We start from the raw sequence: 14,356 nt of genomic DNA, 5'->3' as shown, positions 1-14,356 counted from the left end.
CTCCTAAAACCATCCGTAGTAGACAATCGTAACCGTTATAGCCATCACGATTAAACTTAAGGGAGTTCCTACTTTAATATAATCAGTAAACTTATATCCGCCTGGTCCATAGACAATAAGGTTTGTCTGATAGCCAATCGGCGTGATAAAACTAGCAGATGCTGCAATAGCGATCGTAACAGCGAAACCCATAGGATCAAGTTGCAAACTGCTGGCCATTTTTAACCCAATTGGAATCATTAATATCGCAGCAGCACTGTTTGTAATTAACTCGGTGAAAATGTTCGTTAGCAAATAAATGAATAGAATGATCACAAACAATCCTAGCGGCTCTCCTATAGCCAATAACCCATCCGCAATCCATTGAGCCAGCCCCGTTTTCGTCATAGCTATCCCGACCCCGAAGGAACTGGCAATCAGGAGCAATACTTGAAACTGGATATACTTCTTGGCTTCCTCCGCTGTAATCACCCTTGTTACTAATAACAGAATCACTGCTATAGCCATGGCTTTGAACATACTGAATACACCAAGTGTCACCAGCGTGATCATCGTTAGTAGTATGATGACAGCCAGCCACCCTTTAACAGGGTTGCGATTAAAGGGGTGCTGGGTATTCAAGGGAGACAGCACATAAAAGTCACTCGATTGTTGGTACTTTTCAATAAAATCAGCACCCGCTAGCAGTAGTAATATGTCCCCTGGTTTAAGCACAATATCACCAATTTTACTTTCAATCCGTTCATTATTTCGATGGACAGCAATTACGCCAGCATCATACCTTGATCGAAACTGTGCTTGTTTAATAGACGCCGTTAATAAAGAAGATTGATGCGAAACAACGGCTTCGACAAGCTGTGTATTACCGTTGTTTAAATCATCAAGCTCTAAGTGGGTCCCTGTCTTTAAGGTTAACCCTTTCGTATGTTGTAAATCCGCCATCGTAGAAATTAACCCTGTAAAAATCAATCGATCTCCTGTTTGGATGACAGTGGTAGAACGTACAGGAGATATTCGTTCCTTTCCACGGATAATCTCGATTAAATAGAGTCCTTCCAAACCTCTCAGTCCAGCTTGCTTAACACTTTGATTAATAGAAGGAAAAGTAGACTCAACGATTAACTCCGAAATATACTCTCTAGAATCCTCTTTAACTTGCTGCCGAAGTCCTTTGTGTTCAGGTAATAATTTATAACCAACTGTAAAAATATAGACAAGTCCCACGATGGCTATGGGGATCCCAATAACAGCTAACTGGAAGATAGAGAAACCCTGATAACCATAATCGACTAACATGCCATGAACGACTAGATTTGTAGAGGTTCCCATCAAGGTAATTGTCCCACCGAGAATCGTTGCGTAGGAGAGAGGGATCAAAAACTTCGAAGGTGCAATATCATGTTCCTCACACCATGTTTTAATCATGGGTGTAAAAGTAACGACAATGGGTGTGTTATTTAGAAACCCTGAAAGAATAGACGTAGGGACAAAAAAACGTACCATGGAACCTAGCAAACTTTTACTTTTGTTAAGCCAGGATTTCATCACGCCTTCAATGATTCCGCTCTTCTGTACAGCCCCTGCCACAACAAACAAGAGGGCGATCGTGAGCATCCCTTGATTGGAAAACCCCCTCAGTGCCTCCTCTGGAGTGAGTATCCCCGTTATCAAAAAAATGGTAAGCACTGTGAAGATAACGATGTCAGGCCTCGCTACTTCAAAAAGCAGCCCGCCTAACATAGCTATAATCATGACTAAAACAAAGATCATCTCGAATGACATGGGATAACATCCATTTGATTAATTTTCTTTCATGCCTTTAATGAGCACAGCAGCAACTTCTGGACGAGAAAACTCTTTCGGCAGTTCCTCCCCATTACGAAGTTTCTCACGGACTTTTGTACCGCTAAGGTGAACGTGATCTTCTTTCCCGTGCGGACAGGTTTTTGCCGTGCCCATGTTCTCACACTTGGTACAAAAGAACGCGTGTTCAAATTTGAAGATTTGAATACCTAGTTCTTCTTCAAACTGGGAAATGAATTCTTGCGCTTCGTATGTGCCATAATAGTCACCAACACCGGCATGATCACGTCCGACAATAAAATGCGTACAGCCATAATTTTTGCGGACAATTGCATGCAAAATCGCCTCTTTTGGCCCCGCATACCGCATTGCTGCAGGATAGATCACAAGCCGAGTCCGATCTTCTGGATAGTAATTCTTCAAAATTACTTGATAGCTCTCCATACGGATTTCGGCAGATATATCATCCGACTTTGTTTCACCCACCAATGGGTTTAACAACAAGCCATCTACGGATTCCAGCGCACATTTTTGAATATATTCATGTGCACGGTGGACCGGATTACGGGTCTGAAAACCAACGACTGTTTTCCAGCCTAAATCAGCAAACATTTTCCGTGTTTCAGATGGATCAAGATAGAAGTCCTCAAACCCACCATGACTTGGACGATTTAGCAAATGAATCGGACCCGCAAGATGGATTTCGCCTTTATCATAGACATTTTTCACACCGGGATGGGCCGCATCCGTTGTGCCGTAAACGTGACTTGCTTCTTTTTCCTTGTTATAGGTGTACTTTTCTTCCAATTCAAGCACACCATAAACGACATCGTCTTCTCCAACAAGCGCAATCTCTGACCCAATCTCATATTTATCCGCTTGCTCTTGAGTCACGTGTAAGGTTATAGGGACACTCCAGACTGTTCCATTCTCTAGGCGCATTTCCTCAACAACTCGTGTGTAATCAGACTCTGCCATAAAGCCAGTTAACGGGCTGAAACCGCCAATAGCGATCAGTTCTAGATCTGATAAACTCCAGGCATTTAAGGTTAATGCTTTTAATGAACTCGCTTTGTTTAAATAGGCTTCTCTTTGTGAACCAACCAATTCGCGGTTTACGAGCTCTCCCCCGTGTGGATGAATCGTTGTGCGTTTTGTTTGCGTAACTGTCATGAATGAAACCTCCCTGTAGTCATAATCATTTGAAAACAATTTTTTTAAACTCCGGGATAGACATTCATCCTGGAATTTGTTTGAAAAGCTTCTTTCCTTTTATTTATGAAAGTTAAGGCCTGAGCTAACTTCTTCCACATAACCAGCACGGACAACATAATCACCAAAGTGCTCATTTTCCTGGCGTTGTTTAGCATATTGAAACAGAATCGGCCTCAGTGTCTCTAGGATCTCTTCCTCTCCGATATTCTCTCGGTACAATTTGTTCAATCGATCCCCAGTGAATCCAGCCCCCAAATACATGTTGTATTTTCCAGGAGCTTTGCCAATAAAGGCGATTTCTCCTAGTCCCGGGCGGGAACAGCCATTAGGGCAGCCTGACATACGGATGACAATTTCTTCTTCCCTAATCCCAGCCTCATCAAGAACCCCTTCGATTTTATCGATTAGTAAAGGAAGATAGCGTTCCGATTCGGCCATCGCAAGCCCGCAAGTTGGAAAGGCAACACATGCCATCGAATTCCTGCGCAATGCGGAATTATGTTTTCCATCTGTCAGCCCGTATGTGTTGACCAGTTCAATGATCTCCGGCTTCATCTCTTCAGTGACGTTAGCGATAATGAGATTCTGATTTGGAGTAAGCCGGAATTCTCCGGTGTGGACTCTAGCGATTTCCCTTAGCCCTGTCATAAGTTGATAGTCTTCTAAATCCTTGATGCGCCCATTCTGAATAAATAGAGTCAAATGCCATTTACTATCACCCTTTATCCAGCCATAGCTGTCGCCGTTATGCTCGAAATGATAAGGACGTGCTTCTCCAAGATTCCATCCTAGTCTTTCCTCGAGTTCATTGATCAGCCAGTCGATCCCTCTTTTATCAATCGTGTACTTAAAGCGAGCATTCTTTCTTTCGGAGCGGTTTCCATAATCGCGTTGAATCGTGATCACCTTCTCCGCTACCTCTACGATTCTATCGGCTGGACAGAAGCCGATCACTCGAGACAATTGAGGATAAGTATTTGTGTCGCCATGGGTCATCCCCATGCCCCCACCGACAGCAACGTTGAATCCTAGTAATTTCCCTTCTTCCATGACAGCAATAAAGCCGAGATCTTGAGAAAAAACATCTACGTCATTCGAAGGGGGAACGGCAATACCGATTTTGAATTTCCGTGGCAAATATAACGGACCATACATCGGCTCCATTTCCTCATCCTCGGTTTCGCGGCTATCTATCACTTTTTCTTCATCAAGCCAAATCTCATGATAGGCCTTGGTTCTTGGTAAGAGCTCATCACTTAATTTTTGTGACCACTCGTATACTTCAGAATGAACGTCTGATTGATTGGGATTAACATTACACATTACATTCCTATTAACATCACCACAAGCAGCCACCGTGTCCAACAAGGAATGATTGATTTCCTGCATGCTTTTTTTCATGTTCCACTTTAGAATGCCATGCAGCTGAAACGTTTGCCGGGTAGTCAGCTTTAGCGTCCCATTCCCATAGGTGTTTGCGAGGTCATCCATCGTAAGCCATTGCTCAGGCGTGGCTACCCCTCCAGGTAAACGCACACGTACCATGTATTGGTAAGCTGGTTCCAGCTTCTGCTGTTTTCGTTCATTTCGTACATCTCTATCATCCTGCTGATAGCTCCCATGGAATTTTAATAGCTTTGTATCATCATCGGGAATTCCTGAAGTCATACGTTCTTCAAAGCTTTCTGCAATGGAACCGCGCAAGTAGTTGCTGTCGTCTTTAATCCTTTCCATGTCGCTTGGCGGTCCATCCTGGTGCGTAAGTTCTTTGTTTGTCATGATTTAACTCCTTTCCTATGAACCTATCATCCAAATTTATTAATATACGTCGCGTTGGTAGCGTTTCTGCTTACGCATCTCAACAAGATACGCTTCCGCTTCTTCTTGACTCATATTTCCTTCTTGCTCAAGAATTGTTAATAGGGTCGTTTCTACGTCTTTTGCCATATACTTTTCATCCCCACATACATAAACAGCCGCTCCTTCTTGTAGCCACTGATAAAGATCACGACTTTTCTCAAGCATACGATGCTGCACGTAGACCTTTTCAGAGGTATCGCGGGAAAAGGCGACATCTGCCCTGGAGAGCACACCTTCCTTAAGCCACTTTTGCCATTCGACCTGATAAAGAAAGTCTGTGACAAAATGCTGTTCGCCGAAGAATAGCCATGTGTCTCCTTCTGCGTTGATCTCCTCCCGTTCTTCCAGGAAAGCTCGATAAGGAGCGACACCAGTCCCAGCCCCAATCATAATGACGGGTGTATCCAGGTTTTCAGGAAGTTTGAAGTTCGAATTACGTTGAATAAAAACTGATAATACATCACCAGGCTGTGATCGTTCGGTACACTGTCCAGAACAAACGCCTGTTCGTTCACGTCCGTGTGCGTCATATCTTAACGCACCGATCGTAAGATGTACCTCATCAGGGTTCGCTTGTAAACTACTCGCAATCGAATAAAGGCGTGGCGGAATCTTTCGAAGAATCTTGATAAATTCTTCTGCCGGAACATCCCTGAGTCCAAAATCCTGTACCAAATCAATCAGATCTCGACCATATAGATAGGCTTTTAGTTCCTCCTGATCTACTATTAGTTTATTCAGCTCCTCATTGGCAGAAAGCTGTGCCACCTTCTCAAGCAGCGGTTTCGTCAGGCCAGTGATCTCGAAGGTAGAGGTTAAGGCCTCCCGCAATGGGCGCAATTCCCCTTGCTTATTCACCGGAACCAGGTCTTCTGGATCCCATTTCATTACTTCGATGAGCTGATTCACCAGGACAGAATCATTCTCTGGAAAAATGCCGAGGCTGTCGCCTGGTTCAAACTCTAAATCAGAACCCTCGAGGTCTAACTCAAGATGACGTGTTTCTTTGTTTGAACCACGGCCATTGAGATTCAAATTTTCTAGAATTTCCGCCTTAAATGGATTTGTCCTTGAATAGGCTGGCTGATTTGTTGACGCATCTGGCCGCTCTGATTGGGAGGCTCGCTCATCTTCGCGGTTAACCTCCTTGGAATTATTTAATGTAGCTAGCACGCCCTCGACCCATTCTTCTGCAGGCTCCTCAAAATCGAGATCACAATCGACACGGGGATAAATCCTTTTTCCCCCTAATTCCTCCAGTCGTTTATCAAATTCTTTGCCGGTTTGACAATAGAATTCGTAGGAGCTGTCACCCAAGGCAAGCACTGAATATCTGAGGTCTTCAAGCTCTGGAGCTCTTTTGCTATGTAGGAAATCATAGAAAGCCATCGCATTGTCCGGCGGATCTCCATCACCATGAGTGCTCGTGAGAATGAGTAAATCCTCAACTTTTTTTAATGCCTTAGGCTTAAAATCATCCATCATTGAAAGCGTTACCTTGTAATCTTGCTGCTCTAGCTTTTGTGACATCTCCCCAGCCAACGCCTCGCAATTTCCAGTATGCGAACCAAAGAGAATGGTCACTTCGCGTGTTGTATTCTGAACGGCATTTTGAGAGAAAGCCTCCGGTTCCAAGGCATTCTGTACAGCAGGATCGGCTGTTGCAGTAGATGCTGTGGACTGAGAGCTAGCTAAATACCCGCTCAGCCAAATTTTTTGATTTTCTGTCATAGTTGGAAGCACCTGATTTAGTAGCTCCGCTTGTTCTTGTTTAAAAGGACTGTTCATCACCTGGAACTGCAAATGTACCCACCTCACAAAAAAATTCTGTTTTGATTTTATATCATAAATCGTTATTGTCGTTCACGACCTACTGTGAACGAGCTTTTCTTAGAGTTTATTCAATTATTTACCTGCTGGTAGTAACGATCAAGCGCCACAACCATCGGTCCCATTTTAGGGTTATCTGGCTGAAGGACATTCAAGATCCCATTACGTTTTAGTTCATTTGCTGTAACTTTTCCAACAGCCACTGCTAGCACTTGCTCATTGAAAGCCTGAACAATCTTTTGGGTGTCAGGATGATTCGCCAATAAATTTTTGACCTGTGTTTTACTTGTGAAAACAACGGCATCAAGCGATTGTTCAATTACAGCCTTTTTCAAATCATTTAATACTTGCGGAATAGGTGCCTGATAAGAATAGGGCCGTGACAAGTAAACAGAACAGCCAAGCTTCTCAAGTTGATCCTTTAGCTTTGCATCATCCTGATTGTAAGCTTGTAAAAAAACACGCTGCCGTATGCCGTCCATTTGTTTATCAGAAAATGTTTTCAAGAGATTTTCCATTGTCCCATCCTCAGATACCATACTGACTTGGACAGCATTGTTCTTGCACCAGTTCAATGTCTTTTTCCCACGGATAGCCAGGTTTGTATCGTTTAACTTTTCAATAAATGAAGAGTAAAATCCCAATTCAACTGACGAGTCAGCCAAGGTTTTAGCTCCTATTCCTGTCGTGAAAATTGCCCATTCAAATGTTTCGGCGAGAAAATCTTTGATATTCTGATGGCTGGTTTGTTCGTTTAAACTTTGCTTCCCCTGGATGGAATAAACTACTGGGGACCCGCCTTTCTTCTGAATCAAGTTGCTAAGTGGATCAGCACTTCGATCAGCTGCGACTCCGATTTGTTTTCCATCTAACCCATTCATGTCTCCTCCACCTTTCATTAAAATCCACCTCTAATTGATGAAACATCCAATTCAGTATCGAAAGCGATGTATTATTCCTGTTTGGTCAAGATGCTTTTGATTTTTGTAAGGCTTCATGAACTCGGTCAGTCAAAGCGTCGATCATTATGGGATGGTTCCCAAGATATTGACACAGCACCACCACTTGCTGATTTTCCTCCTGCACCTCATTTATTTTGTCCTGCATCGACCGCATGAGCAGCCCAGTAAACCAAAGGTAGGGAATCACGAAAGTTTGTGACCACCCTTCGTTCAGCGAAGTTTGCAATCCTTCATCAAAAGAAGGGGAACAGGCCGCTAAATAGCTGACATTTACATGAGCGACGTCCATTTTCGATCGTAATTTATGTGCAATTTGTTCCATCGATTCTTTAGTCTCTGGATGACGGCTGCCTCTTCCCACCAGCAAGATGTTCGCATCCGAATGGCGGAGTACCTTTGTTTCCTGCACACGTTGGACCAAAATATCAATCACCCGATCCTGAATTCCGATCGTTCTTCCATAAACAAAATGGATGTTCGGATGACGGAGCTTCGCACGATTAATCTCTTCCGGTATATCCGTGTAGTAGTGACCTGCACTCAACAATAGCACGGGTATAATGGCGATCCTAGTGGCTCCACGCCGGACGAGAATCTCTATCCCCTGAGCCATATTTGGTTCTGCCAGTTCTAAAAAGCACGTTTCCTGCAGCGGAAGGTTAATTCGTTCTCGAACGGATTGAATCAGGGAAACGGCTTCCTTACGCGCCTTCTCAACTCGGCTCCCGTGACTCACATATAAAACAGCTTGCATGTAACCACCTCCTTCCTTTTACCCAACAATGGAGGGAACAGGTATCTCCTCCTCTTTTTTCACCTGTTCAAACCATTGTAGCTGCTCCCTCAGTTTCACGACTTCTCCTACAATAATCATCGAAGGATTCTCGAGGTCCTTGGCCCTTCCGACAATGTCCTCTAAGGTTCCTGTTACGGTACGTTGATGTTCCATCGTCCCCCACTCAACCAGAGCGATCGGTGTACTGGAAGCACGGCCATGGCGGATCAGTCTCGCGCAAATTTCCGGAAGTTTTTTGACCCCCATATAAATGCACAAAGTATCCATACTTTTCACTGCATGCTCCCAATACTCTTCCTCGTCATATCCCAATTTGCTTACCCCTGAAAGGAAGGCTACAGACGAACTATAGTTACGATGTGTGACTGGAATACCAGCATAAGCGGGAGCGGCTACCCCGGAGGAGATTCCGGGAACGATTTCAAATGGAATACTTCTCTTCGCTAACTCTTCAGCTTCCTCTCCACCTCTACCAAAAACGAAGGGATCTCCGCCTTTTAGACGGGTCACGGTTTTCCCTTGCAAGGCAAAATCACAAAGCAGCCCATTAATGGTTTGTTGGTCTAACGAGTGATGATTCGGACGCTTGCCGCAATAAATCAATTCCGCTTCGTCCCTCGCTTCATCAAGTAAATCTTTGTTAATCAATCGATCATATAGAATGACATCCGCCTGCTGAATGGCCTTCAAGCCTTTCACTGTAATTAAATCAGGGTCACCAGGTCCTGCACCGACGATATAAACTTTTTTCATAAGCCGCCTCCTTTCCTTGTTGCAATGAATTTTCAAGTTAGCTTAAAGAAATAATCTACTTATGCCTGGTTTCCAGAAGTGTGGAGACCGCATTCTGTTTTATTAAACCCTTGCCACCTCCCAGAGCGAACGTCCCCCTGTTCAGTTACTGGCTCTGTACAAGGCATGCAGCCGATACTTGGGTATCCTTGATCATGTAATTCATTGTAATCCAAGCTATTTACTCGGATATAATGCCAAACGTCTTCCCATGTCCAGTAGATTAGGGGGCATACCTTAATCGACTGAAACCGTTCATCCTTATTTACAAAATCAGTGTGACTTCGACTCGGAGACTGTTCTCGCCTCAGCCCTGAAATCCAGGCGGTTGCCCCACGAAGCGCATCTTCAAGCGGCTTGATTTTTCGGATATAACAACATTGGCCCGGTTGCTTTTTCCATAATGCTGGACCATACTCGTTCGCTTGCTCATCTAAAGTCAAATCCGGTTTCTTAATATGAATGTGAAGTTCTGGGTATCTCCGCTTCACTTTTTCGATCAGTTCATAGGTTTCCGGAAAGTGAACATCTGTATCAAGAAAAACAATTTCTGCATCTTTCTGCACTTTAGAAATCAAATCAATCAACACAATGCCTTCTGCTCCAAAACTACAAGCATAGACGATTGATTCACCATAAGACTGATAAGCCCACTCTAATACCTCGGCTGCTCCTTTTGTGTCATCCTTAGGGTGCCAGCTTTCAAATGGATCGCCAGAGAAATTCTCATACGAAACGATGGTATTGCTCATATTTTCCTCCTTCTACTAAAGCAAAGTCTTGTAAACAAGTAAATTTAACATTTAAAAAACCTCTCTTCTTTAATAAAAATAAGAAGAGAGGTTTTGGCTTCAAACATATAGCTACCCATCTTCTTATCTTTCAAGTGCTCAAAGCACCCGCTGGAATTGGCACAGTCTCTGATGAATCATCACCAGACCCGTTGCCGAGGCTTCAAAGGGCCAGTCCCTCCACCTCTCGCGATAAGAATTAAATTGTGAATTTGTGGTATTTGATATTGGTAAATATATTATTCCCTTTTAGAAAAAATGTCAATGGTTTATTGAAAAATTATTAATTTTTCATACTTTCTGACTTTCTGAAAAAGGACCGGTTCATAAAATTTTAACGTTAAGTAAATTATTTACATCTAGTGTTAATCCCAGATATCAGCTCTAGGAATACCTGCCAACAGCCGGCATTGCGATGTTCAGTTCTTCTGCCACCTCTTTGGTAGAGAAAGCTCGTTCATTAGGTTTAATATCGTGTCGCATGTCGAACCTCCTTCTCTTTTTAATATGAAGGTTAGTCGCCATTTTGGCAAGAGTATATCGCCTGACGAGAGCTAAGTAAAAATTAAACAAAAAGGTGTTTTACCGGGAAATTCCCCTGGTAAAACACCTTTGTTCAGTAGTTAGCTGATTCAGTAAGGTTAGGTTAGATGTTTAAGAGCAACTTTATCAAAAGGTAATAGCTCCGTTTCCCTGCCTTCCCGAACTTTCCTCACCCACTCCGGATCCATTAATAAAGAGCGCCCGATAGCTACTAAATCAAACTCCCCATGATCAAGTTTCTTCATGAGACCGTCCAGGCTGGTGGTGTTAGCACCAGAGAAACTTGTGAATTCTCCATCGAGCCCGACTGATCCTACAGATATCACTGGTTTACCAGACAGTTTCTTCGTCCATCCTGCCAAATTCAAGTCGGATCCCTCAAACTCCGGCTCCCAGAAACGACGAGTAGAACAGTGGAAAATATCGACTCCCGCTTCTACAAGAGGCGTGAGGAACCGTTCTAATTCATCTGGTGTTTCAGCAAGTTTGGCCTTATAGTCACTCATTTTCCATTGAGAAAACCGGAAGATGATTGGAAAATTAAGCCCGACTTCACGCCGGCAGGCTTCTATCACCTCAACAGCAAACTGCGTTCTCCCAACGATGTCTCCTCCATATCGATCGGTGCGCTGATTTGTCTTGTCCCAGAAAAATTGATCGATTAAATAACCATGCGCCCCGTGGATTTCAATACCATCAAAACCCAAGCGTTTAGCATCAGCAGCCGCTTGAGCATAAGCTTCTACCATGTTTTCAACTTCTGCTTCGGTCATGGGCTCAGTGACCTTTTCGCCATCAAGACTAAGGCCTGATGGTCCAACAGGTTGAGCTTCCTCGTTCGGAAGGTCTCCCTTTTTACGAGTCATCCCCACATGCCAGAGCTGCGGCACAATTTTCCCTCCAACTTTATGAACTTCCTCTACGACATTCGCCCATCCATTTAATGATTTTTCCCCATAAAAAAGTGGAATGCTGGCACCTGAAACAGAGGCCGGATGATTAATGCCAGTCCCTTCGGTTACAATTAAGCCGACATCATTTTCAGCCCGACGTCGGTAATAAGCCGCTACATCTTCCCCTGGCACTCCACCTGGTGAAAAACCCCGAGTCATCGGTGCCATCACCGCTCGATTAGACAAATTTATTTTTTCGTTTATAAATGATTGAAATAGTGGTTCAGTCGTACTACCGTTAGAACTCAATTGATATCCTCCTCTTTCCCTGATGAACATAATTATTTCAAACTCCATCAAGGAAGAAAAGAAATCTGACTTCACCCCCCTGAACTTGACCAAAAAACCATTCCCGATTTTCCTAAAGTATCCATGACAAGATCATCGTACCTGTTTGATCATAAAGATTTCACCGGCTCATGTTTATCATCTTTCATTGTGGGGAAAATATTTAAGTAAGCAGATTTCAAGAGAAAGGATGAGTACTTATGGCAAGAAAGGCACAGTATCAGCCTGTAGCAGGCAACGAGCCATCAGACGCTCAAGAAGTAAATTATGCGAAAGAATTTAAACAAGCAGATATCGCGGGTGGATACCGTAGAGACAAGGTGAAAGAAGTTAAAAATGAAAACCCGAACTCAAGATCTTAATATCACTTTAAAGCAGCTTTTTTAAGGCTGCTTTTTTTGTTAGCATTATCAAATTCAAGAGTGGCCTGACCCCCGATCGGTTAAAGTATTAGCGCACAAGGCTCCGGTGTACAGGCCTAAAATCATTTGCTGTTAATTAGCGAACAACATATTCCACCAAGCAGCCATAAAGGCATACTCATAGTAACGGTTCTTGTGTTAAGCCCCATTTTTTTGTACATATGAGTAGCTTGATGATCTGCAAAAAACACTTAAACGTACTTCAGCGTATCCATCTTGCCTTGATCATTCCTATTAAACAAGACGACCCGATTCAAATAGACTATTTTTAAATGAAACGATAACGGTTTATTACTATGTAGGTGCCCTAACAGGATTTTCAGCCAATCTAAATCGAATAGATCGGCTACCGTATTTTCCCTATTCTCTTCATTAATTGTATCTTTAGCTAAAGTAATGGGCAACCATAATGTATTATGTTATTTTCGCTAATCCTACGATCTTCCTTCACAGCCTCGTATCCCGTTCGCACATTAAAATTCTTAATTAAAAATCGTTCTGAGGGTAGGCTAAATTAGGATAGCCATACTAAATGGAAAGGAGTCATACTTTAAGATGAGATTTATTTGGCTTATAATCACATCCTTTTTTCTTTTAACTGGATTCGCTCACCAAGACCATTTGAAAATCATTGACGTCCAAACTACAATTAATGAATCACAAAAAACAATCCGTTATGATTTTAAAATAAAGAACACTGGTGATAAAACTATTGGGAATGAATTTGATTATCCCGGATATTATTTTAGGGGTATGGAAATTGTAGTGGTTCCCGATAAAGATTTACAAAAATTCATGAAAATGATGCCTAATACCAAATATAAAAAAATGAAACCCTCTGGATCTGGTAGCCAACGTAGAATTCTACCAAATCACGTAGCCGAATTTCACGCGGAATATTTTTTTAAAGATATAAAGAATTTGTCAAAGGTAAAAGAGCTTGCCTTGAGTGGAAAGTTAATTATTTTAGATGGACCAAATGTAATAGCCGAGCTACCACTAAAATAACCAAGAAGCAGAAAAAGGACGCGACCTTAAACATGTATCGCGTCCTTTCGTAGGTTTGTAAGTATTGGATCAGCTGATGTTTATGTTAAGTCTCTGCACGAAATGTTTTTCCTAATACTTCACCAAGTCCAAAATAATGACGAAAATTATAAATTAATGGACTCCACTTGCTTGGATCAACATGATCCATAACAATATTTTTATGAGCATGGACATGAACAGCTTGTACTTCTACAATACCAAACACAGGATTATACTCTGGAATCCTAATGTTCTTTACTAGTGCTTCTATTATGTAAGAGGCACTCATCAATTCTATAAAGCCTTACCGTTTTTAATTTCTTTTGTTGTTAACCCTGAGACACTGTATTTATCTTTTTCATAGCGGAATCCTGAATCCTGTTTATAGTCGGGAACAGGGTTTCAACCCCTGAAAGAGCAGGATCCCTTTGCATAGTGGTTTATTTAATTTATTGGGCGATAGCCGTGGAGTTACTATCTCGAAGTGAACAACCGCCTAAATCTTATCCCATTTGTAAGGGTGAAATATTGCTTGACAGTCTTGAACTCCCCTTCCCACTTCCTATTAAAAAGTATTGCCCCAACTCAATGTTCGTTTGATTTCATCCACTCACTTAGATACATTCTTCCTGTTACTTTATTTTTGTTTTCCATTGTACTAATAAATTCTAGACTGATACCATCTGGATCATTAAAGTGGATCTTGGCATGTGCATACGTATCATAAGACATGACAAATGGTTCAATCGGTTCAAAGCCAAATGCTTCCCTTGGCTTATGCCCCCTCGCTTTTAACCATGTTATCGAATTCTGCAAATCCTTCAATGAAACCTCAAATGCTATATGCCTTACCGATGGATGATAGTCTACTTGTACGTTCTCTGTTTCCCAGAGTCCCAGCCAACTTTTATTTCTATCAATCCATAAAAAAGCTAACTTTTTGTCAACTGTATGGTCAACTTCCAAACCAAGTCCTTCATAAAAGTCGATTGATCGTTCTAAGTTGCGTACTGGTAAATGTGCTTCATATAAACCTTTAATCATGTGATCGCCTCCTTATGTTTAGAATACG

13 protein-coding genes and 1 riboswitch are annotated in these 14,356 nt (G+C 42.4%); of the genes, 2 read left to right on the top strand and 11 right to left on the bottom strand.

Going from position 1 to position 14,356, the window contains the following annotated elements; genetic code table 11:
• Nucleotides 1-3 precede the first annotated feature (3 nt).
• From MUO14_RS22590 to MUO14_RS22550, 9 genes are all read right to left on the bottom strand, one after another.
• Entirely contained in the window at nt 4-1,782 is a 1,779-nt protein-coding gene (locus tag MUO14_RS22590; RefSeq protein WP_244752745.1) for an SLC13 family permease, read from the bottom strand.
• Between the two features lie 18 nt (nt 1,783-1,800).
• The gene (gene sat / locus MUO14_RS22585) at nt 1,801-2,976 is read right to left on the bottom strand and encodes a sulfate adenylyltransferase (RefSeq protein WP_244752744.1); all 1,176 of its coding nucleotides are present in this window, start codon (nt 2,974-2,976) and stop codon (nt 1,801-1,803) included.
• Between the two features lie 99 nt (nt 2,977-3,075).
• Nucleotides 3,076-4,797 carry an assimilatory sulfite reductase (NADPH) hemoprotein subunit gene (gene cysI / locus MUO14_RS22580; RefSeq protein ID WP_244752743.1) on the bottom strand — a complete coding sequence of 574 codons (1,722 nt, stop codon included), beginning with the start codon at nt 4,795-4,797 and terminating at the stop codon, nt 3,076-3,078.
• Between the two features lie 39 nt (nt 4,798-4,836).
• Nucleotides 4,837-6,681, bottom strand: a complete 1,845-nt coding sequence (locus MUO14_RS22575) for an assimilatory sulfite reductase (NADPH) flavoprotein subunit (protein WP_244752742.1) — start codon at nt 6,679-6,681, stop codon at nt 4,837-4,839.
• Between the two features lie 98 nt (nt 6,682-6,779).
• Nucleotides 6,780-7,607 carry a uroporphyrinogen-III synthase gene (locus MUO14_RS22570; RefSeq protein WP_244752741.1) on the bottom strand — a complete coding sequence of 276 codons (828 nt, stop codon included), beginning with the start codon at nt 7,605-7,607 and terminating at the stop codon, nt 6,780-6,782.
• A 67-nt stretch (nt 7,608-7,674) separates the two neighbouring features.
• Nucleotides 7,675-8,424, bottom strand: coding sequence for a sirohydrochlorin chelatase (locus MUO14_RS22565; protein ID WP_244752740.1), 750 nt, complete (start codon nt 8,422-8,424; stop codon nt 7,675-7,677).
• An 18-nt stretch (nt 8,425-8,442) separates the two neighbouring features.
• A complete protein-coding gene (gene cobA / locus MUO14_RS22560; protein WP_244752739.1) occupies nt 8,443-9,219 on the bottom strand; it encodes a uroporphyrinogen-III C-methyltransferase in 777 nt (258 codons plus the stop codon).
• Nucleotides 9,220-9,278: 59 nt separating this feature from the next.
• The gene (locus MUO14_RS22555; RefSeq protein ID WP_244752738.1) at nt 9,279-10,010 is read right to left on the bottom strand and encodes a phosphoadenylyl-sulfate reductase; all 732 of its coding nucleotides are present in this window, start codon (nt 10,008-10,010) and stop codon (nt 9,279-9,281) included.
• 120 nt (nt 10,011-10,130) lie between these two features.
• A riboswitch (SAM riboswitch) is annotated at nt 10,131-10,248 on the bottom strand.
• A gap of 442 nt (nt 10,249-10,690) precedes the next feature.
• Nucleotides 10,691-11,824 carry an NADH:flavin oxidoreductase gene (locus MUO14_RS22550; RefSeq protein ID WP_396265764.1) on the bottom strand — a complete coding sequence of 378 codons (1,134 nt, stop codon included), beginning with the start codon at nt 11,822-11,824 and terminating at the stop codon, nt 10,691-10,693.
• A 209-nt stretch (nt 11,825-12,033) separates the two neighbouring features.
• On the opposite strand from MUO14_RS22550, the gene MUO14_RS22545 reads away from it, so the two are divergent.
• Together MUO14_RS22545 and MUO14_RS22540 are read left to right on the top strand one after the other, a co-directional pair.
• A complete protein-coding gene (locus MUO14_RS22545; RefSeq protein ID WP_244752736.1) occupies nt 12,034-12,195 on the top strand; it encodes a YfhE family protein in 162 nt (53 codons plus the stop codon).
• Between the two features lie 615 nt (nt 12,196-12,810).
• Entirely contained in the window at nt 12,811-13,263 is a 453-nt protein-coding gene (locus tag MUO14_RS22540) for a hypothetical protein (RefSeq protein WP_244752735.1), read from the top strand.
• Nucleotides 13,264-13,348: 85 nt separating this feature from the next.
• On the opposite strand, the gene MUO14_RS22535 is transcribed toward MUO14_RS22540, so the two are convergent.
• The gene (locus tag MUO14_RS22535; protein ID WP_244752734.1) at nt 13,349-13,573 is read right to left on the bottom strand and encodes a hypothetical protein; all 225 of its coding nucleotides are present in this window, start codon (nt 13,571-13,573) and stop codon (nt 13,349-13,351) included.
• Nucleotides 13,574-13,869: 296 nt separating this feature from the next.
• Entirely contained in the window at nt 13,870-14,328 is a 459-nt protein-coding gene (locus MUO14_RS22530; RefSeq protein WP_244752733.1) for a VOC family protein, read from the bottom strand.
• Nucleotides 14,329-14,356: the final 28 nt, after the last annotated feature.

Source organism: Halobacillus shinanisalinarum, assembly GCF_022919835.1.
Classification (GTDB): Bacteria; Bacillota; Bacilli; order Bacillales; family Halobacillaceae; genus Halobacillus_A; species Halobacillus_A shinanisalinarum.
This window is presented reverse-complemented; position numbering and strand designations above follow the sequence as displayed.